The sequence below is a fragment of the Acetobacter orientalis genome (assembly GCF_000963965.1).
GTDB lineage: Bacteria > Pseudomonadota > Alphaproteobacteria > Acetobacterales > Acetobacteraceae > Acetobacter > Acetobacter orientalis.
The window spans coordinates 218649-239100 of sequence record NZ_BAMX01000010.1; the positions used below are offsets into that span (position 1 = coordinate 218649).

Consider the following 20452-nt stretch of genomic DNA (forward strand, 5'->3'; position numbering starts at 1 on the left):
AAATATATTCGTTACTGAATCTCAAGCGCTCGCATTTTTCGGTATAAAGTAGCGCGGCTAATATTCAGGCTTTTGGCGGCCGCACTCACATTGCCTTGTGTTGCTGCCAAAGCTGAGCGTACCACGCTTTCTTCAGCTTTCTTAAAGCTAATTTCTACCCCGGCTTCCAGTTCTGTCAGCAGGTTGGGGCGTGTGCATAACCTGTCTTCTGTCCAGCCCATAAAGGTGCGTGCCCCATGGGTGGCCCCCGTTACCTCTCCGGCTTGGTTAATCGCAACTAAAAGAGACGAGCTTTCTTCTGGCATACCCAATGTCAAAATTTGCTCACCCATGTGGCAATTACGGAAAAGGGTTTCTTCTATACGCCTACTTGAAAGTTTTAAGGTTTCCATAAGCAGGTTTGCATAAGGGCGGGTGGTATTACCTGTCATGGCCGCAAGGTTGAGTGCCCCGGCCACATGCCCTTGGGCATCAAACACAGGCACGGCGTAACTAGCCAGTAAAGAGAAACAAAAGCGCCAATGGTCGCCCTGCCCTAAAAACACTGGCTGCTTGTCTGCTATACAAGTGCCTACACCATTTGTACCAGCCGATGCCTCGCTCCAGATAGCACCTTTGCGCAAGTGCAGCCTACGGCAAACAGATAAATGCGTTTCATCAACACAGCGGGCCAGAATAGTAGAGTTAGGGTCTGCCAGAATAACCATAAGGCCCATACCTTGCACCAGCTCAAACAGGCGGTGCATTTCACCCATGGCAGATTTTAGAAAAATAGCAGAACGACCACTGACATGGCGCAACTCTGCACCAGACAGAATATCAGGGATCCACCCTTGTGCAGGGTCAAGATGATACGCAGACAGGCACCGCTCCCAAGATTGCTCTACTGCGGCTTTTGCAATGGGGAGTATTTGCACCTCCGACCGTGACAAAGGCTCTTTTTTGCCAGAAAGACTACGTGTCACATGTGATCCTGCCTATACGTGTTATGCACTTATTTTTATTGACCTCCTTTTACTCTATTTTTCCAACATCTTTAAAGTAAATTCCACATAACCAGTTATGGCGGGGGCTTAACTGTATGAAAGTTTACCAAGCGTAAACAAATTTCATGTAATAAGCGTTTGTTTCTGGTGTGTTACGCCCTTCAAGCGAATGCGAATAACGCGCTGTAACAGACACGCTTTTAGAGAGGGTAAACATTAAACCCGGCCCCATAGCCACTTCGCGGCTGCTTGAATTATCCATATATTGGCGGGCGGTATTATCGTACGTGCCGTTTACGTTTTGCCAGTCAAACGCCAAAAACGGCTCAATGCGCGATGTCGCTTTCCAGCTAAACCGTAGGTTTGAATAAAACACAACGCCGGGTGCGTAGCTGTGCTGGTTTTTAACATGCTTGGTAGACCCGGTAACGGTACCAATATCGCCATCAAAGCTAAAATGCTTCCACTCGTAGTCAAAAATAATACTAGAAATATTTGACCAGTAATTAGGCGATGTAGCATCACGCGTGCCAACTGGCGTTTGCATAAAGGTCTGAATACCTAGGGTGCTATGGGCGTTAGGTTTAAACCATGCGGCTGGCCCCACAATAGTTGGCCCCAAGCCACCATAATCTGTGCCATTTGCCAAAGTGTAGCTTTCACTCTGGATAAGTTCGAAGGCAAAGCCTACATGCGGTATGGCCTCAAAACTACGGAAATGCACATATTTGGTCATGCCTGCCCACGTATGGCTACCACCACGTGCTTGGCGTTGGCCTGTGCTGTTGTAGGAATTGCCTGCGGCGTTTCCATCACCATATTGCACCAGCACGTTAAACGGCTTGAAGTCTACCGGCAGGTCATATTCATGGGGGCCAATGATGCCCAATGTAATGTCTGCCGCATGCGCTGATGAGGCATACACAAGCAATACACCGGGCACAGCAAAACGAAGCAGGGTACGCAGCCGCCCTGCCTTTTCGATCAGATGCATGATGGTATTTCCGTCAAATAAAGAAACGGGGTTTCAGGAAAAACCCGAAACCCCGTCTTTTAGTGCTTGATTACTGGGCTTGTGCGCCCGGAGCATTATCAAGTGTGTAGGCTATAATGTAGTCACCGCTGCGGGTGCCAAGGCCACCGTGCCCACCAGCAGCCATAACGACATACTGCTTGCCGTCCTGCTCGTAAGACATAGGCGTTGCTTGCCCACCTGCTGGCAGGCGGTCACGCCAGATCACTTTACCTGTCGCTAGATCAAAAGCGCGCAGGTAGTCATCTGCGGTAGCGCCCATAAAGACCACGCCACCTTTGGTCACAATATTACCGCCAATGTTATACATGCCGGTTGGCAGCGGCAAGTTATTGTGCGTGCGCATAGGCCCTGTGTCACGCGTGGTGCCAACGGGGTGCTGCCAGACAATCTTTTTGGTCACAAGGTCGATTGCCGTAATGGTGCCCCATACTGGCCCTTTGCAAGGAATTTGCAGTGGGTTCAGCCAAGGGTTGGTGTAGGCAATGTAGGGCGTACCATAATCAGGGGAGACAGACAGAGCGTCACCCTTGGCAGCTGGTTCTTCACCCTTACCATCCCATTTTGGCAGCGTGCCATCTTTTTCAAGCACGTGGCGGTGCTCAAGACGAATACGGAAAGGCAGGTAACTTGCATTAGCCAGCAGCAATTTGCGCTGCGGGTCAATGGTAATACCCTGCCAGTCAACCACACCATAGAAGGCTGGGTAGACAATGGTTGTCTTACCAACATGCGGCGGGGTGAACTGCCCTTCGTAAGCAGACTGACGGTACTCGATACGGCAGATCATCTGGTCAAGCAGGGTAGCACCCCACATGTCAGATTCCTTGAGGTCGGGTGGTGTCAGAGAGGGCATAGCCGTTGGGTATGGCTGCGTAGGAGATACGCGGTCATCTGGGGCAATACCGGCTGTTGGTACGGGTTTTTCTTCAACGGGGTAACCGGGCACGGGCTGGCCGGTGCGGCGGTCTAGCACAAAAAATTCACCACGTTTGGTGCTTTGCACCAGTGCGGGAATGTTTTCGCCGTTCGGGCCGGGCAGATCAACCATAGATGGGCCTGAAGGAATATCCATATCCCACAAGTCGTGGTGCACGGTCTGGTATGTCCAGCGGCGCTCACCTGTTTCAATGTCCAGTGCAATGGTTGCAGAAGACGTTGCATCATCAAACGGACGGCGTGAGCCACCCCAGTTATCTGGCGGGGAGTTACCTGTAGGAATGTAAACCAGACCAAGGTTAAGGTCTGCCGTGTAAACGCCCCACGCATTTGGGGTGTCACGCGTCAGCTCATCATCTGCGCCGGGTTTCCATGTTTCAGGTGTGTGGCCTGCATCCCATGCCCATTCAATAGCGCCGGTAGTAGCGTTAAAGGCACGGATAGCACCAGAGGGTTCAAAGTTGGCTTGGTTATCAAACACCCAGCCACCTGTAATAACCCGGTTTTTAGCCACCATGGGTGGAGAGGTTACAAAGTGGAAGCCATGCGGCACATGACCAAGGTATTGACGCAGCGAGATAAACCCGTGGTCGCCAAAGTCATCGCAAGGCTGGCCGGTTTCTGCATTCACAGCCACCATGCGTACGTCTGCAACGGGGGAGTAAATACGGTTACGGCAGCTTGTCTGAATGTCGTCTGGAATATGGTAGTAAGAGACACCACGGCATGCGAGATAAACGTTTTTATCAAGATCAGCCGTTGCCGGTTTAGGGTCAAATTTCCATTTAACTTTACCGGTTTTTGCATCTAGCGCCATCACCCAGCTGTGCGGTGTGCACATATACAGGGTGTCGCCCACTTTAAGGGGGGTTAGCTCAAGGTTGAACTCGTGCCCTTGGTCTGGGCCAGCAACCGTGCCCTCACCATCTTGCTGCACGTCACCCGTGCGGGTAACCCACGCGCGTTTAAGGTGGCTGATGTTGGCTGGCGTAATCTGCCCAACGGGGGAGTAACGGTCTCCGCCCACTGTGCCACCATAAGCAGCCCAGTCTTGCGGCACTGTGCCCTCAGCCGCGCCATCAGACTGGCCTTGAGCCGCCATACGGTCTGCTGGTACCGTGCCATCGATGGAGTAAGACGAGAAGCAGCTTGCCACCACCACAAGGGTAGAAACCACGACAGAGCCAAGCACTTCGCGCTTGTCTGTTAGCCAGTTGTCGCTGGTGCGCCATACCCATGGCAGGAGCAACCAAGCCCCAAGGCCAATAAGAGTAAAGAGGCGAACTTCCAGCCCCCAGATGTTGAAGCCAACCTCAACAACTGACCAGATCGTTGCCAAAAGCAAAAGGGCTGCGTAAAGCCGCGCTGCCAGCTTAGGGTTTTTAAAACCACTAAACGCAGCGGCCAGCATAACGCCGCCCGCCAGAATGTAGAACCATGAACCACCTAAAAACAGCAGTTCAGCCCCACCAAAAAACAGGAATAGTCCGATAAGAGCCAGTAAGGCTGAGGTTATAATTGAAAATAACCCCTTATTACTCTCTCGCATGTTGCGTGTCTCTCTGAATGTGTTCAGTGACCGGCAGCGTTGGGGGCGTGTTAAACACAATCTACCACCAGCCATTTCACCCTGTGAACAGCACCTGCCAAAAAATTGCCACTGTTTATTGGGTGTGCCTCACACATCTTTGTATCAAACAACACAAACTGTTTCAGTTTTGAGACAGTGCACCGATTTCAAGTATGCAAATGGTGTTAGAGTGCTTGTAACGCACAGAATTACATGCACGTCATGAAATAGTATTTTATCTTTAAATTAGAAGTAAATATCTTGTTTATAAATTGAAATATTTCTCTAAAAATAAACCCATAAATATAATAAAAACCCCTTACATTTATATATCTATATACTAACAAATATAGATAGCCATTTTACGCAAAATCCTTACTCTCACTATAGCGATCAGCCTTACATTTTAGGCCGCCAGAGCATACCCAGTGGCATAAATTCTCCAGCACTATTTGAGAGCACCCACCTAATAGGGTGGGTGCTCTCAAATGCAGGGTAAATTATACCCCAACCATAACGTCTGACGCCTTAATAACAGCCGTTGCAGGTTGCCCAACAACCAAGCCCAAGTCTGCCACGGCTTCATTGGTAATAGACGCCATAACAACCGTACCAGCAGCCAGTTCGATACTGACATGAGAAGTTGTAGCCCCCTTCTGAATGGCAACAACCTTACCTTGCAGTTGATTGCGTGCGCTAAGTTTCATGATCTTTGCTCCTCTCATAAACAAGTTACTTAGAGAGTAAGCGATTTACGCCTGCAAGCCTCTATTCTTTTATAACGGGTCAGTTAAGTTTGCCGCGCGCAGGTTGCTGTTTGCGCCGCATTTCATGGTGTAATTGTAACCCTTGCATAAGCCGGTCTGCATCTAGTGGGGGTAAGACCAAGCCCACAGGCCCATAGGCGGGGTGTTGAAACGCCAAAAGCGAGCCATCTGTGCTGGCTTCTGGCTGCAAAGCCCAGCGTGTTCTTACAACAGGGTTAAAGCGTGCCCCTTCAATGGGGGGCACTTCTTCATCTTTTAGTAAAGTTTCGCGCACATGCCCCAACACTTGCACCAACTGCGTCACCTGCTCGCGCGTTAGAGACACCGTAATGGGGGCATCAGGGGCTTCATCGTTTGATAAAGTCATAGTTACTGACTGCGTGTCTTCAGATACGGTAAAATCTATTTTTGAAGACATGGCGTTCCCTCTGCACACGAAATTTTAAGACAGTAAAGCCCAAGAAAAATAGCGTAGCAGAGGGGGAATATTATTCCTAATATTAGAAATATTCTAACACTTACTGTTTGCAGCCCACAATTTCACCACCCCACACCCACCACTCTGGCTGGGTTTGTGCTAAACGAGCCGCAGCGTGCCGGGCCGCTTGCACAGTTGGGAACAACGCAAAACAAGTTGCACCAGAACCGCTCATACGCGCCAATAATACCTCGGGCAGTGCCTCAAGTTCGGTCAGCACCTGTTGCACGGCTGGGCAAACTTTACAGGCCGGCTCTTCCAAGCTGTTGGTTTGCGCTTGCAACAGGCTAATAAAATTCTGGAGGGTTGCCCACTGTGCGGGCAGGTCTGCCCGTGGGTGAAACGCCCCCTGCCGGGTACGGAACACGTCTGGCGTAGAAACACCCACCCCGCAATTGACCAAGACCATACCACACTCTGGCACCGGGGCGGCTGTAGAAAGCTGCTCACCAATACCCTCCATCCGTGCTGTCTGGCTGGCAAGGCAAACCGGCACATCAGCTCCCAAAGTCTCGGCAATGCGTAACAACGTGGCGTGTGGCAGGTCGGCCCGCCATGCACGGTTTAACAAACGCAAAGCGGCAGCGGCGTCGGCTGAGCCACCACCAATGCCAGAAGCTACAGGCAGCTCTTTATCCAGCACCAATATACCACCCTGCACCACAGCATTGGGGCCACATGCAGCTTGTACGGCTGCGGTCGCTTTCATAACCAAATTATCTGCCCCTGCGGCATCTGCCCCTAATGTTGGGCCAAAGCGGCCAGCCAGCTTAAGGCGTAAAGGGGTTGGGCCGGGGGTATAATGCAGGCGGTCTCCTGCCCCGGCAAATACCACCAAACTGTCTAGCAAATGGTACCCATCTGCCCGTTTGCCCGTCACGTGCAAATACAGGTTAATTTTAGCAGGTGCGTTTTCTGTAAGGGTCTGCTGCGGAGACAGTTCCTGATGAAGCGTTGCGGACATTACGGCGTTTGCTTTCCTTCTGTCTGGCCTTGGGGGGCTGTGGCCCGCGGCGCATGCTGTATTTCTTCTGCTTTTTTGTCGCCTGCTGCTGCGGCCCGATCAAGGGCTGCACGAATCAGGGCTTCATCATGGGGTTCTGGTTTTAAGCCAAGGGCTACGTTCCACTGGTCTACCCCTTCGCTATGCCGCCCGGCACGCCAGTAGGCTTCTCCTAAATGGTAGTTTACCTCTGGGTCTTCTGGGGTTTGCTCTGCGGCATGCTCCAGTAGGGCCATGCCCTCTTGCAGGTCTCCTTGCTCTACCCGCACCCAGCCCAAGCTGTCGCGTATTGCGGCATCGTGCGGGTCTAGCTCTACTGCGCGGCGCAGCAAACGTTCTGCCTCTGGCAGGTCTTCACGGCGTTCCGCCATGGAGTACCCCAAAAAGTTTAGGAGCAGCGGCTCATTGGGGGCTAGAGCAAGAGCGGCTTTCAGGTCTGCTTTGGTATGGGGCCAATCGTTCAGTTCGTGGTATGCAACAGCCCGCAAAAACAGCAAAGACCAGTCATCTTTCTTTTGCGCCTGCGCTAAATCATACGCCTTATTATAAGTTACTAAAGCCTCTGGCCAGTTTTTCTGGCCTGCATAGGCGTTAGCCAAGGCCCGCAGGGGCAAAAGCTGGTCTGGGTTTTCTTGCACAAGCTGTACGAGCTTTGCCTGCGCCTCAGCCAAGTGGTCTGTTGCACTATCTACCAACGCCAGACGGAACGCTGCCACGGGGGCCATGGGGTCTGTTGGAGCTATGCGCAGCAAGGTTTCACGCGCAGCGTCCTGATGGCCTTCATCTTCCTGAATTTCTGCCAACATAAGCCGCGCTTCGGCCAAGTGCGGGTCTAGCCCCAAAGCAAAGCCCAACATAAGGCGAGAGGCTTCATCAAACTGATGGTCTGATGGGCCATTACGCCCATTATCTGGTGTTTGCTGGCGTGACTGTTGCCGCAGCAAAAAGGCCGTTAGCACATAAGCCCGCGCCAACCCTTGCTGCGGGGTTGTAACCGGAAAATGGCTAATTTCTGCCTGTAACTGCTTGCCCGCCAAAGCCAGCATGGGGTCTGCATCTATCATGCCGCGCAACAGGTCGCGGGCTTTGCTTTGTTGGCCTTGTGCCCAGTACCACGCAGCAAAAGAGCGCGTAAGCAACAGGTCGTAACCCGGCATAAGCCGCGCGGCTTGGGTAAATAATGTGCCCGCCAAGTCTGGCTTGTTAGAAACCTGCGCAATAAGCGCGGCATGTACCGTATAAAACGGCACTAAAACTGAGCCTTGAATATGGGTAAGAGCGTTTACTGCCGCATCTGTATTATTTTGGGCCTGCGCACACCATGCCTGCAATAGCGGCATAATAAGGTGTGCCATTGGGTCTGCTTCGGCTTGGTGGTAAAAGCTAGACGCGGCTTTCCAGTCTCCACGCAAGGCGGCATTGTTACCCAGCACCAAAGACGAAATAATGGTCTGGCCACCCGGCAGCTTGGCGTTGGCGCGCGCTAAGGGCACGGCCTCGGGGTCGCCCGCCATTACGCTTCTTACAAAGGCTTGCCGCAATAATTCTTGGTGTGTGGGGTCTGCCGCTGCAGCCGCCCTAAAAGACTGGGCAGCCTGTACGTCATCTCCGTTATGGGTTGCGACAACGGCAGAAAGAAAAGCCGCCGAATCGATCTTACTTACCGTAGTGGTTGAGTGCGCCGTTACACGCTCAAGGCTTGGGGCCTGTGCAGCCCATACTGGCTGGGTTGCAAACTGGGCTGTAAAAAGCATGGTCGCAGAAAGCAGCAGAAAACCCGTAGGCAGAAGACGACAAAATAGCATAATGACCCTATTCAGGAGCAGCGAAGGCCCAAAAGCCATCCACACCCACCTTGTTCCGGTAACGACTGGGGAGAATGACATGAACGGCACCTACCTCTCTACCCTGCCAGCGGCCAACCGCCAAACTGCGCACTGCGTAGCAGGGTGTGCCTGAATGAATGCCGCGCTCGATCTGCTACGCCTTTATAGTGAATGGGGGGTAGATGTTGCCGTTGGTGACACCCCGCTAGACCTGCGCCGCGCCTACCTTACACCGTTACCTGCGGCCCACCGCCCGGCAGCAGAGCCTACTGCACGGCAATACCCCAACACCCCGGCACATAGCGCGCCCCCACCAACGCACGCACAGCCGCCCGCGCAACAGGCGCCAACCCTGCAGCGCCGCCGGTTGCAAACACAGCCTGACGCCCCCCCGATTCTCCCGCAGGAATGTATTGAACTGGCCCAAGCTGCGGCCATGCAAGCCACCACGCCAGAGGCTTTGCATGCGGCTATGCAGGGCTTTACGGCATGCTCTCTGCACAAAACAGCCATGCATACCCTCTTTCCGCAGGGGCCGCGCGGTGCCCCGCTTATGATAATAGGGGAAAGCCCCGATGCAGATGAAGACCGAAGTGGTACGGTTTTTGCAGGCTTAAACGGCGACCTGTTAGCGCAAATGCTCAGCCCCATTGGCCTAAAGCGCGAAGACCTGCTTTTAGCCACGACCCTACCATGGCGCCCCCCCGGTGGCCGCCCCCCAACCGATACCGAACTACAAGTGTGTAAGCCGTTTTTACAACGCGCTATTACGCTTTTAGCCCCCCAGCGGCTGTTGCTGTGTGGCCGGTTGCCAGCACGTTTGCTCACTGGCTCTACCACCCCCTTGCCACGGCAGGCATGGCACCCCCTTACCCTTGGGGCCAACACTGCCCCCCTACCCGCTATGGTTATACGTAACCCCTTGCAGCTTAGGGCCAGTCCTACTGCCCGCAAAGATATCTGGCAGACGCTTTTGGTTGTTGCACAAACGCTACAGCTAAACAGTTGAAACACACAAATTTGCACATGTTAAACATATCAACACAAGAATAATTACACCCCAATATCGGGCTATTTTCCTTATCGTTTACAAGTAGTTCTCTTGCGTTTTAGTCTACTCTGCCTTGTTTTCTACCCAAGTTGCCCAATTATGGCTTTTCCATGATTAAGAATTCCCAAACTTGATTTTTGGAGCAGAACCTCATAGACCCCGCCAGCCATGCGAGTGATAGGTCACATATCTCATCAAATCGCGGCGAAGGCCTTTTTGGCTGGAGCAGCTTTGTTGGCTAGCGCAACCGTCGTATCGACGCGAGCCCATGCCAAGCCGCCTGAACCGGGCCAGGACACGCACAGCGAAGAGCTGGCGATGGTGCTGCCCAGACAGGCCTTTCCGGATGGGGACGATATCCCTCTGCCCAAACCCCTTCCACCCGAAATCAGCACACAAATTCGCGCTATCTTCCGGCTTCAGCGCCAAGGTGCTTTTGCTGAGGCCATTAACAGCACGACCCGCCTAACAGACTCCACCCTATTGGGTGATATCGAGGCAGACCGTTACCTAAACCCTGCCTACCACCCCGGTGCGACCGAACTGCGGGAATGGCTTAAAAAATACAGCTCCTACGCAGATGCAGCCGCTGTTTGGGGCCGCCTTGCGGCTTTAGCACAGCGCGGTGGGCCGCTCCCGCCAGCCCCGGCTACGGCACGCCTTGCGCCAGACCACGCCACTATTCCGGCAGACCCCCTTACCCACGACTACACACGTAATCCGTTGTTAGATAAGACCTTACGTGAGCGCACAGGGTGGGGCCTTAAAGGCGTGCGGAGCGCGTTAAAGCTCATTGCAGACACACCGGGCATGACCCCCGCCTACGCGGCCCAGTTACAAGCTGAAACCGCACAAGCCATGCTGGCTGCGGGCGAGACCGATTTTGCGCTTGAAATTGCCCGTACCAGCCTAGAACGTGCCCACGGCAATAACGCTCTGGCTGGCATGGTGGCCGGGTTGGCCCTATGGCAGCAGGAGCAATACGCACAGGCTGCCCCTTTCTTTGAAAAAGCCTCCCACGCGCGTAATGCCACACCAGACATACGCGCAGCCTGCGCTTTCTGGGCCGCACGTGCGCACGACAAGCTGGGGCAAGAACGGGCCCGCCGCCTGTGGCTGCAACATGCTGAGGCCTTCCCCAGCACCTTCTACGGGCTACTAGCTGCGCGGCTTGCCCACCCGGCCAGCGCAACACACGGCAAAGAGCACACCCACAAGATTAACTTTGCCCCGCTTGAAAAATCATCCTCTGTCTCTGCGCCGGTTTTGACCGAAATTGATATTGAGGCCGTAGGCGGCACAGATATTGGGCGGCGGGTTTTTGCCCTGCTACAAGTTGGCGAGCAGGAAAAAGCTGAAAACACCATTCGCCGTGCTTGGCCAGACCTGCGCGACGTAACTCTTGCGCGCTCTTTCCAACTGGTGGCTGAAGCTGCAGGCCTACACGACCTTGCAGCCGAAATGTCTGACGCACTGGCCGCGCATACAGCACAAGGGCAAGCGCATGATGACATGCCCCTGCCCCTGCTTAAGCCCCGCCACGGCTTTACAATGGACCCGGCACTGGTCTACGCGCTCACCCGCCTTGAATCGAACTTTGACCCCAAAGCGGTCTCTGGCGCTGGGGCACATGGTCTTATGCAGATCCGCCCGTTAACCGCAGATTTTGTGGTGAGCGATTCTCCTGCCACCATGACACGCCGCTTCCAAAACGCAGCCAGCAGCCTGCACGACCCAAGCCTAAACCTAGAAATTGGGCAGCGTTACGTGCAGTATTTAGCAGAGTTAACCCGCCACAACTCGCACCTTCCTATACGGGGTGGCGACATGATCCGCCTTTTGGCAAGCTACAATGCTGGCCCCTCTGCCCTAGCCCGCTGGGAAAGAGAAGCCGCACAAGCTGACGACCCCCTGCTATTTATGGAAATGCTGCCAAACAAAGAAACCCGCGACTATGTGCACCGGGCTTTAACGTACCTTTGGCTGTATGCGGGCAAACTTAAACTACCGACACCCTCTCTCACCGCTCTGGCACAAAACGACTGGCCAGACTTTGCAGATGAGCAGGCGCTGGCCCACACCATTAACACCGGGGCTGTGCATTAAGCGCACACGCGGCTTAACAAACCACGACCCTACTCTTGCTTGGCTTTTTAAAACGCGGCTTTGGCCGCGTTTTTTTATGGCCTAACGCAGGGCCTGTACCTCTCGTATAACAGTGTGAATATAGGCCAGTTTTTCTACGACCCCTTGTGTCAAAACAAAGGGGTAAAAATCTGCCATGCCCATAGAGCGGTTAAGGCTATTAACGGCATAGGTGAGCGGTAGCCATGACTGAATAATGTCATCAAAAGAGGTTTCTGTGTACGGGTTACCCCTGTGGGCTGGCCATGCGGCTGGCCCGCTGGCAACCGATGGGCTTACCGTAATGCCGTATGCCCACGCGGTCTCCAGTGTAGAGACAATGTGTAGGTAATGGGCCCATGTCTCGGCAAAATCTTCCCACGGGTGCGATGTGGCGTACACACTCACATGCTGCTCACGCCAGCCTTGGGCGGGCGTGCTGTTGTAGTAGGTTTGCAGGGCCCCTTGGTAGTCTTGCCTCTCATCACCAAACACAGCACGGCAGGCCTCTAACCGGCCACCATCGCGTATCAGCATATTCCAGTAATAATGCCCAATCTCATGCCTAAAATGGCCAAGTAGGGTACGGTAATACTCTCCCATTTCTACACGCATACGCTCGCGCCGCTCATCATCGGCTTCTTTCACGGCAATGGTAATAATGCCGTTATTATGGCCGGTTAAAATAGGGCCAGAGCCATCGGTTGGGTCGTCTAAAAAGTCAAACGCCAAGCCATTGTCTGGGTCTTCCTGCCGGGTTTTCATGGGTAGTTTCAGGCGTTGCAGGGTATAAAAAAGCCTATGTTTGGCGGCCTCCAATTTGCGCCACCGCTCCAAATTACCCTGCACCGCAAGGTTGGGAATGGTACGGTTATACCGGCACGCTACGCAAAACCCGTGGTTGCCCTCTAACCCCGGCGCAGTAAGCCAGTTACACACACCATGTGCATGGTTAGCGCAAAAGGCGAGCTCTGCCCGGCGTACAGTACGCTCCAAAGGCCGCCACAGCCCGTTATCTAGTGGGTCTAGCGCGGTAAGAGAAAACAGACCCGGCAAATACCCCAACGTGTGGTGGCACCGCTCGCATGATGTATTTTCGAAAAAAACAATTTGTTCGCAGGACTGGCAGGTAAAAATCCTCATAAACAGCCCTTTCTTCTGGCATTAAGCGCAGAGATTATAGTCTAAACCCCATATTAGGCACAATTTCTCAAGAACAACCGCTCAGCTTGCATACTCACATCAAATGTGGCCTCACAGTGGTCGAGCAAGCCAGAAACCGGCGCGGCATCTTCTGGGGTGGGGCTGGCCGCCAACGCAACATGCGCCTGCGCGGTTAACAAGCCAGAGGTCGTGTCAAACCCAACCCACCCGGCACCGGGCAGATAGGTTTCTGCCCATGCATGCAGGTCGCAGGTCAGCACGTCTTCTCCATTCGGGCTTTGGGTATTTTGTATCAGGTAGCCAGACACAAAACGGGCGGCAAAACCCATGCGGCGTAAAAGAGCCACCAACAGCCATGCGCTATCGCGACAGGAGCCACTTTGCTTGGCCAGAGTTTCTTCCGGGCTCCAAACCCCCGGCTCCATGCGTAGTTGGTAACCAACATGCGCAGCTACAGCTTTATTTAACGCCACCAGCATAGCCACGGTTTGCGTGGGGGCTTTAGGCAGCCAGTGTGCAAGAAAGCGCTCGCACCTAGCCCCGGCATGGCAGGCATCTTGGTATAAATGTAGCGGCGTATTGGCTGGGGCATGCACATAAAAGGGCTGCACCATGGCCTTACTCTTTTGCCCAAACTCGGGCTGCTGCCAAACAGTTGCATCTGTGTGCAGGTCAAATGCAAAGGGGTCGCGCGGTGTAAGGTCGGCCTCAAGTTCTATGGTAATATCAAAAAAGGTCACACGCTCATCAAAAATAACCTGCGCAACCGTATTACCGTGCACATCGTGCTGCCATGTCTGGGTGGTATAAGGGGGGGCAATATGGAGGGCATAGGTCTGGATATAAGGCTGCGCCACTGCCATAGGCTTTAGGCGAATTGTCTGCGGGCCAAGCGATACCGGGCGGTCATAACGGTAACAGGTATGGTGACGCAGCAAGACATATGAACTCATGGTGTGTAGCGCCTGTGCCCCTTTATCTGGCAGCCCCACACCATAAAGGGGGCTACATCTATGGCCCGGCACATGCCTTAGGGTGTGCGAGCGCCGTTACGGTAACAGCATAAGCCGCACAGAAGAAAGCCCTTATGAAATTAATTCCGAAAAAATAACGAACTGCCGTTTTCCCGCTTGGCAAAGTGGTATTTTCTTGCTCCGTTAGTGCTTATTCGTAACGAAACAACAGCAGTCGGTTTGGGCACCTTTTACACACTACGCCGTTAAAGATGCCAAAACCCGGGAGCAAGGGATGACCCACACAACCACAACCGCCCCCCTGCACATGCCCGGCCTGTTTGCGCCTTACCAGATACCTGATTTTTTTTGCGAACTCCTAAACCGCAAAGAACCAGCCCCCCCAGCCCTGCAAGATATTTTGCACCGCATAGATGGGTATAGTTTGGAAGAGCTACGCCACAGGGCGGCATCGGCTGAGGCACAGCTTTACAAAGCGGGCATTACATTTACCGTCTATTCAGACAGCAAAGCCATAGACCGCATTTTACCGTTTGATATTTTGCCCCGCGTTATTACCGCCAAAGAATGGGCACATATTGAGGCGGGCGTACAACAACGTGTGGCAGCCCTTAACCTCTTTTTGTACGATATTTACCACGACCGCGCCATTTTGCGCGATGGTATCGTACCAGCAGAGTTGGTGCTGAGTAACCCTAATTATTGCCAAGCAATGGTCGGGTTAAAGGTGCCCGGCGGTGTGTATGTGCATATCAATGGCACAGACCTCATCCGTGACCAAAGCGGTCGTTTTCTTGTGCTGGAAGATAACGCCCGCACTCCCTCCGGTGTGTCTTACGTTATTGAAAACCGGCACATGATGCTGCGCCTTATGCCAGACCTTGCCTCTGCCCTGCCCCTACGCTCGGTTGATGAGTACGGCCTAAAACTGCATCAAAGCCTGTGCGAGGTCTCTCCCCACGGCGTAACAGACCCACAAGTTGTGCTGCTCTCACCGGGTATTTTTAACTCAGCCTATTTTGAACATGTATTTTTAGCCCGAGAAATGGGCATACCCTTGGTAGAAGGCAAAGACCTGCTAGTTGAAAACCACCGCGTTTATATGCGCACCGTTATGGGCCTACGCCCCGTGCACGCCATATACCGCCGCCTAAATGACGATTTTTTAGACCCGCAGGTCTTTAACCCAACAAGCATGCTTGGCGTACCGGGTTTGGTAGAGGCTTACCGCCGCGGCAACGTGACCATTGCCAACGCACTCGGCACCGGGGTGGCAGATGACAAAGCCATTTATGCCTATATGCCACGCATTATACGCTACTACCTCAACCAAGACCCCATATTAGGGAGCGTACAAACCCATATTTGTGCCGAGCCAGAAGGCTTGGCTTACACACTGGCCAATATGGACAAGCTGGTTATTAAACCCGTGGGCGAGTCTGGTGGGTATGGGCTTATTATTGGCCCCCAAGCCACCAAAGCAGAGCTAGAGGCCTTCCGTACCCTGTTGGTAGCCAACCCCAGCAATTACATTAGCCAGCCCGTTATTAACCTCTCTGTCTCGCCCACATTATGCCCAGACGGCATTGAAGCGCGCCACGTTGACCTACGCCCCTTTGCCGTAACAGGCCGCTCAACTTGGGTTTTGCCCGGTGGGCTTTCTCGGGTGGCCCTGCGCAAAGGGTCTTTGGTTGTTAATTCCTCACAGGGCGGTGGCTCAAAAGATACATGGGTGCTGGCATCATGATAAACGCATCAACCTCCTCCTGTGGTGTGCTGCCGGGGCTAAACGGCCTGCTCTCACGCTATGCTGAAAGCATGCTGTGGCTGGCCCGCTATATGGAGCGCATTGAAAACCTTGCCCGCCTGATGGAGGTCACCGAAGCTTTTGTGCGCGGGCCAGACGGCCAAACAGGGTGGGACTCCATTATTCAGATAAACTCTGATGAGGTAGCGTTTTACGCCCTGCACACAAAAGCGACCGAAGCAGATGTGCTGGCCTTTTATATTACCGAGCAAGCCAACCCTAACTCCATAAAAGCCATGGCCCACGCCGTGCGTGAAAATGCCCGCTCTGTACGGCCCCTTATTTCTACAGAAATGTGGGCACACCTCAACATGTTTACCCGCTGGATGCTTGACCTGCAGTTTGCTGATATTCGGCTTGATAGCCTTTCCAACATTTGCAACCGCTTAAAGCAGGAATGCCAAACCCATTACGGTATTACCGAGGGTACCCTCTACCGTGACCAAGCATGGTTGTTTTACATGCTTGGTAAACAGCTTGAACGCAGCGACCAGATTACCCGCCTTATAGACATTCGCTACCACACGCTTTTACCGCACGGAGAAAAAGCAGGCTCAGACCTAGATAGTAGCCAGTGGGCCTCTGTTTTACGCTCTGCCGCCGCGTACCACGCCTTCCGCCGCTTGCAGCCCGTTACGACTACGCCAGAAAATGTGGTGGGGTTTTTGCTCAAAAATGAGGGCTTTCCACGCTCTCTCGCCACCAGCCTCAGCACGTTTGACGCTTTGCTCGCCATGCTGGCCGCCCATAAAAGCCTGCGCAGGCAGTGTATTCCTGTACAAGAGCGCGCGGCAGAGCTGCGTGTTACCCTGCAAGAACAAACCGCACAGGATATGATTGTGCGCGGCCTGCACGAATATATGCAGTGGATTCAGACCCAGATACACCACATTCAAAACGATATTGCCGCAGCCTTCTGGCCGCCAGCCGCTCCTCTCGCCCCGCCCCCGCTTTCACAGACACAGACACAGACACAGACACAGGGCTAAGCACTCCCGGCTCCTGCTTGCACGCAGTAAAAACGAAAGACTGTTTAAGACGCTCAAAATTTAGGTCTGGTTATACGTTTTTACGCCTGAAAAGGAGCTTTACAGTCACGGTGATACTTTACGGAGCAAGATGGCAGTGTGTGCTGGTTAGAAGCCACACGCCAGCCCCGGCAGAGTGATTTTTGAAACGGCGCCTAAGAGAACTCAGCGCCAATCAGCAACTATCACAAAACAAGAGACGACTGAGTTTTCTCGTAACCCAACACCCAGCGTTATGCGCCAGCGCTGTACTACTGCAGTATACAAGTTAAGGCTTGAGCGCACTTGGGGGGCTGGGGCTTTAAATCCGGCCTCCCCCAGCGGCACAAGCAAAGGGCGCTCACCCTTTACCTGTTGCTTTAGTTTTCGGCCAGAATTTGGCGGCTGGCCCGTACGCGTGATACGCGGCGACCTTCCATATCAACCACTTCAAACAACCAACCAGAATAGGCAACTTTGTCACCCACCGCAGGCACACGCCTAAGCAAGGCAAGTACCAAACCGCCCAGTGTGTGGTAGCTGCCTTCATCTGGCAGGGCTTTTAGACCCAAACGGTCTTTCACTTCATCGGCTGAATCTGTGCCGTCTAGCAGCAACACATCGTCTTGTGCGGCTTCGCGTGGATCGTTGGTGGTTTGTTGTGCCTCGTGGTTGCCTTCTCCCACAATGGCGTCAAACAGGTCAGAAGCGGTTACGATACCCTCAAAAGAGCCGTACTCATCAAACACAAAGGCCACCCCTAAAGAAATACTGCGCATACGCTCCAGCATATCAAAGGCAGAAATGCTGTCTGGCACCACAACCATCTGGCGCAGCCCTGCTTCTATAGAAACAGGCATACCATCAAGCGTACGGTCGAGCATATCTTTGGCCAGCACAACCCCAACCGGGTTATCTACCCCCCCTTCACACACCACAATGCGGGCGTAAGTGGTTTGCTTAAGGGCTTTAATAAGGGCCTCACGCCCGGCGTGGCGGTCTATCCAATACAACTCGTTACGCGGGGTCATAATGGCACGTACCGGCCTATCTGCCAGGCGTAACAGGCGCTCAATCATGGTGCGCTCTTCATGTTCAAGCACCCCTGTGCGCGCACCTTCGGCAATATAGGCTTTTAGTTCTTCTTCTGTCAGGGTTTGGCTTACTGCATCGCCCGCCCCCATAAGCCTAAGCACAAGGTTAGAAGACTGGCGTAGTACCCACACAATAGGCCGTGTAATATTAGCCAGCACTTCTAAGGGCAGTGCCAAACGGGCCGCCATAATTTCTGGTTGGCGCAAGGCAAGCTGTTTGGGCACCAGCTCACCTAACACAAGCATAAGTGCGGTTATAATAAGCACCACCAGCACCATAGACACTTGCCCGGCCACGGGCCGTAGCAGGTCTATTTTTTCCAGCATGGGGGTAAGGTGCGCTTCAATTTGCACCCCGCCAAACGTACCTTCCAAAATAGAAACAAGGGTCATGCCCACTTGCACGGTGGGTAGAAAAATCTGTGGGTCTTCTGCCAGCCGCATGGCGCGGTCTGCCCCCCGCAGCCCTTGCTCGCGCAAAATAGCCAGACGCGGTGTTCTGACCGAAATCAGCGCCAATTCACCCATAGCGAAAATGGCGTTGAGAAAAATAAGGAGGAAAATAACGAGAATAGAAGCGGTCATGAAAAAGCAAATGCCCTGCAAGACGGAGAATTGACACAACACGTTACGGCAAGCGGCCGCCTATAACCAGCAACCAGACTATTATATTCTCTGCACAAAACGCCGTACCGGGTTTGTAACCCCATTTAATGCCCAACCTGCACATGCAGGCACCGAATATCTGCCAGACCAAAAAACAGACTAAATTAGCCCTCTTTCTTTCGCACGGTACAAAAAAAGCGGCCCCTATGCAGGAGCCGCTTTTTTATAAGCGCGAGTCGCAAAGCCTAAAGGCTTAGTCTGCCGCTGTTGCCTCAACCGGTTCAGCGGTCTCAGCTTTGGCTTCTGTCCGAATAACCTTAACCCGAGGGGCCTTAGCAGGCTTGCGGGCAGCAATATCAGCCATCTGCTCTTCAACCTGCTGCGCAAACACATATTGTGCAGGGCGCTGGTTAGCGAGAGAGATTTCAGGTGCCATTGGTTTTTCGGTTTCAGGCCCGAACAACGCAACCTTGGCAATGTGCCATGGGCGGCGCACAGCATCCATAACGGCGGTAGATTCGTAACCAGAATGCACCATGCAGTCAGCGCATTTTTCGTAGTTACCAGTGCCGTAATCGTCCCACTTGGTGTCGTCCATCAGTTCTTTGAAAGACTTGGCGTAGCCTTCACCCAGCAGGTAGCAGGGGCGCTGCCAACCAAACACGTTACGCAGGGGTTTGCCCCATGGTGTGCAATGGTACTGCTCGTTACCAGCCAAGAAGTTCAGGAACAAAGGAGACTGCGTAAAGCGCCATTTTTTGCCTTTACCAAGGCGGAAAATGTCACGGAACAGTTGCTTAGTTTTCTGGCGGTTCAGGAAGTGTTCCTGATCAGGCGCACGTTCGTAAGCATAGCCCGGTGCGGTCATAATACCGTCAACACCCATTGCCATCACTTCATCAAAGAAGGAGGCAACGCGCTTGGGGTCTGCGCCGTCAAACAGGGTGCAGTTAATAGACAAACGGAAGCCACGGGCTTTAGCTTTTTTAATAGCCGCTACCGCACGCTCATAGACCCCGTCTTGGCAGACAGAGGAGTCGTGCATGGACTTATCACCATCCAAATGCACATCCCATGAGAAGAACGGAGAGGGTTCGTACTCATCCATCTTCTTTTCAAGCAACAGCGCATTGGTGCACAGATAGACGTACTTTTTCCGGGCAATAAGACCTCGGATAATCTCTGGCATTTCTTTGTGCAGCAAGGGCTCGCCACCGGCCACAGCAATAACGGGTGCGCCTGCTTCTGCATCTGCATCCAAGCATTCCTGCACCGTCATACGCTGGTTCAGAATAGCTGCTGGATAGTCAATTTTACCGCACCCGGCACATGCCAAGTTACAACGGAAAAGCGGCTCAAGCATCAGCACAAGCGGGTAGCGCTTCCGCTTTTTGATGTGCTGTGTGACGACATATTTGCCGACCCTGACGGCCTGCATTATCGGTACGGCCATAAACCCCCGCTCCGGCGTTTTAACTCTAACGCCCGTATCTTAAAGACTGGATAAGACTTTTGTGTCAAAAAACGTGATCATGCCAACCATACCGGTTTAGCCCGCCACTTTTATGGCAGCCGCAAGGGCACGGCGCACAGTCACGCATTAAGGAACTGTTGGCGTGCATATAGGTCGCACTGTTTGTCAAGCTCAAGTGTTTTTACTGTTGTGTGACAAAAAAAACACAATCACGACTTAGTTTAATCACAACCCTTGCTTTAATGGAAGAAACATTAAACCAAAATGACAGTTCGCGATGTCCGCAGACATGTAGCGCGACGTAAGACACGCATAAAAGCACCGCTCCCCAGCTTACGGCTTTTGTTGGAAAGCGCTCTGCTGCAAGCAAAAAGATGGAAACGATCGCATGGACAGCTCTTCTTCTAAAAAAGCAGCAACACTCTCTGCCATAGCTTCCAACCCCGTGGCCCCGCAAACTGCGCCCCCCTCTATCCCGACCCTTGGCCGTTTTCCTGCGCTAGATCGGGTGACCTACCCGTCTGACATGCGCAATTTTTCAGTTGAGCA

At 53.2% G+C, this 20452-nt stretch carries 16 protein-coding genes; 5 read left to right on the top strand and 11 right to left on the bottom strand.

What is annotated here, in order from left to right; translation table 11 throughout:
• Window positions 1-11 precede the first annotated feature (11 nt).
• The 7 genes from Abor_RS04665 to Abor_RS04695 all read right to left on the bottom strand — a co-directional run bounded on the left by Abor_RS04665 (window position 12) and on the right by Abor_RS04695 (window position 8530).
• Window positions 12-932 (bottom strand): helix-turn-helix domain-containing protein, encoded by a 921-nt coding sequence (locus tag Abor_RS04665; RefSeq protein WP_048840705.1) that lies wholly within the window; start codon window positions 930-932, stop codon window positions 12-14.
• Between the two features lie 157 nt (window positions 933-1089).
• A complete protein-coding gene (locus Abor_RS04670; protein WP_048840652.1) occupies window positions 1090-1980 on the bottom strand; it encodes a transporter in 891 nt (296 codons plus the stop codon).
• Between the two features lie 70 nt (window positions 1981-2050).
• On the bottom strand, window positions 2051-4507 hold the full coding sequence (locus Abor_RS04675; RefSeq protein WP_048840653.1) for a membrane-bound PQQ-dependent dehydrogenase, glucose/quinate/shikimate family: 2457 nt from the start codon (window positions 4505-4507) through the stop codon (window positions 2051-2053).
• Between the two features lie 521 nt (window positions 4508-5028).
• Window positions 5029-5235: a TOBE domain-containing protein gene (locus tag Abor_RS04680; protein ID WP_048840654.1), complete on the bottom strand. Its 207-nt coding sequence runs from the start codon at window positions 5233-5235 to the stop codon at window positions 5029-5031.
• 79 nt (window positions 5236-5314) lie between these two features.
• A complete protein-coding gene (locus Abor_RS04685) occupies window positions 5315-5662 on the bottom strand; it encodes a hypothetical protein (RefSeq protein ID WP_232015171.1) in 348 nt (115 codons plus the stop codon).
• A gap of 151 nt (window positions 5663-5813) precedes the next feature.
• Window positions 5814-6737, bottom strand: a complete 924-nt coding sequence (locus Abor_RS04690) for a 4-(cytidine 5'-diphospho)-2-C-methyl-D-erythritol kinase (RefSeq protein ID WP_048840656.1) — start codon at window positions 6735-6737, stop codon at window positions 5814-5816.
• Window positions 6737-8530, bottom strand: a complete 1794-nt coding sequence (locus tag Abor_RS04695; RefSeq protein WP_244877867.1) for a tetratricopeptide repeat protein — start codon at window positions 8528-8530, stop codon at window positions 6737-6739. Before Abor_RS04695 ends, Abor_RS04690 begins: the two co-directional genes overlap by 1 nt.
• Window positions 8531-8582: 52 nt before the next feature.
• Between Abor_RS04695 and Abor_RS04700 the strand changes: the two genes are divergently transcribed.
• From Abor_RS04700 to Abor_RS04710, 3 genes are all read left to right on the top strand, one after another.
• Window positions 8583-8735, top strand: a complete 153-nt coding sequence (locus Abor_RS04700) for a hypothetical protein (RefSeq protein WP_158319718.1) — start codon at window positions 8583-8585, stop codon at window positions 8733-8735.
• Entirely contained in the window at window positions 8736-9611 is an 876-nt protein-coding gene (locus tag Abor_RS04705; RefSeq protein WP_048840657.1) for a uracil-DNA glycosylase, read from the top strand.
• Between the two features lie 210 nt (window positions 9612-9821).
• On the top strand, window positions 9822-11759 hold the full coding sequence (locus tag Abor_RS04710; RefSeq protein ID WP_048840658.1) for a lytic transglycosylase domain-containing protein: 1938 nt from the start codon (window positions 9822-9824) through the stop codon (window positions 11757-11759).
• Window positions 11760-11840: 81 nt separating this feature from the next.
• Here the strand turns inward: Abor_RS04710 and Abor_RS04715 are convergent, their stop codons facing one another.
• The gene (locus Abor_RS04715) at window positions 11841-12920 is read right to left on the bottom strand and encodes a zinc-binding metallopeptidase family protein (RefSeq protein WP_048840659.1); all 1080 of its coding nucleotides are present in this window, start codon (window positions 12918-12920) and stop codon (window positions 11841-11843) included.
• A 53-nt stretch (window positions 12921-12973) separates the two neighbouring features.
• Complete coding sequence (locus tag Abor_RS04720) at window positions 12974-13894, bottom strand: transglutaminase family protein (RefSeq protein ID WP_048840660.1); 921 nt, start codon at window positions 13892-13894, stop codon at window positions 12974-12976.
• Window positions 13895-14189: 295 nt separating this feature from the next.
• On the opposite strand from Abor_RS04720, the gene Abor_RS04725 reads away from it, so the two are divergent.
• Complete coding sequence (locus Abor_RS04725) at window positions 14190-15662, top strand: circularly permuted type 2 ATP-grasp protein (protein ID WP_048840661.1); 1473 nt, start codon at window positions 14190-14192, stop codon at window positions 15660-15662.
• A complete protein-coding gene (locus Abor_RS04730; RefSeq protein WP_048840662.1) occupies window positions 15644-16711 on the top strand; it encodes an alpha-E domain-containing protein in 1068 nt (355 codons plus the stop codon). The genes Abor_RS04725 and Abor_RS04730 overlap by 19 nt, the downstream gene beginning before the upstream one ends.
• Window positions 16712-17109: 398 nt before the next feature.
• On the opposite strand, the gene Abor_RS04735 is transcribed toward Abor_RS04730, so the two are convergent.
• Both Abor_RS04735 and hpnH read right to left on the bottom strand, forming a co-directional pair.
• Window positions 17110-18408 carry a hemolysin family protein gene (locus Abor_RS04735; RefSeq protein ID WP_048840663.1) on the bottom strand — a complete coding sequence of 433 codons (1299 nt, stop codon included), beginning with the start codon at window positions 18406-18408 and terminating at the stop codon, window positions 17110-17112.
• 274 nt (window positions 18409-18682) lie between these two features.
• Window positions 18683-19882 (bottom strand): adenosyl-hopene transferase HpnH, encoded by a 1200-nt coding sequence (gene hpnH, locus Abor_RS04740; protein ID WP_048840664.1) that lies wholly within the window; start codon window positions 19880-19882, stop codon window positions 18683-18685.
• Window positions 19883-20452: the final 570 nt, after the last annotated feature.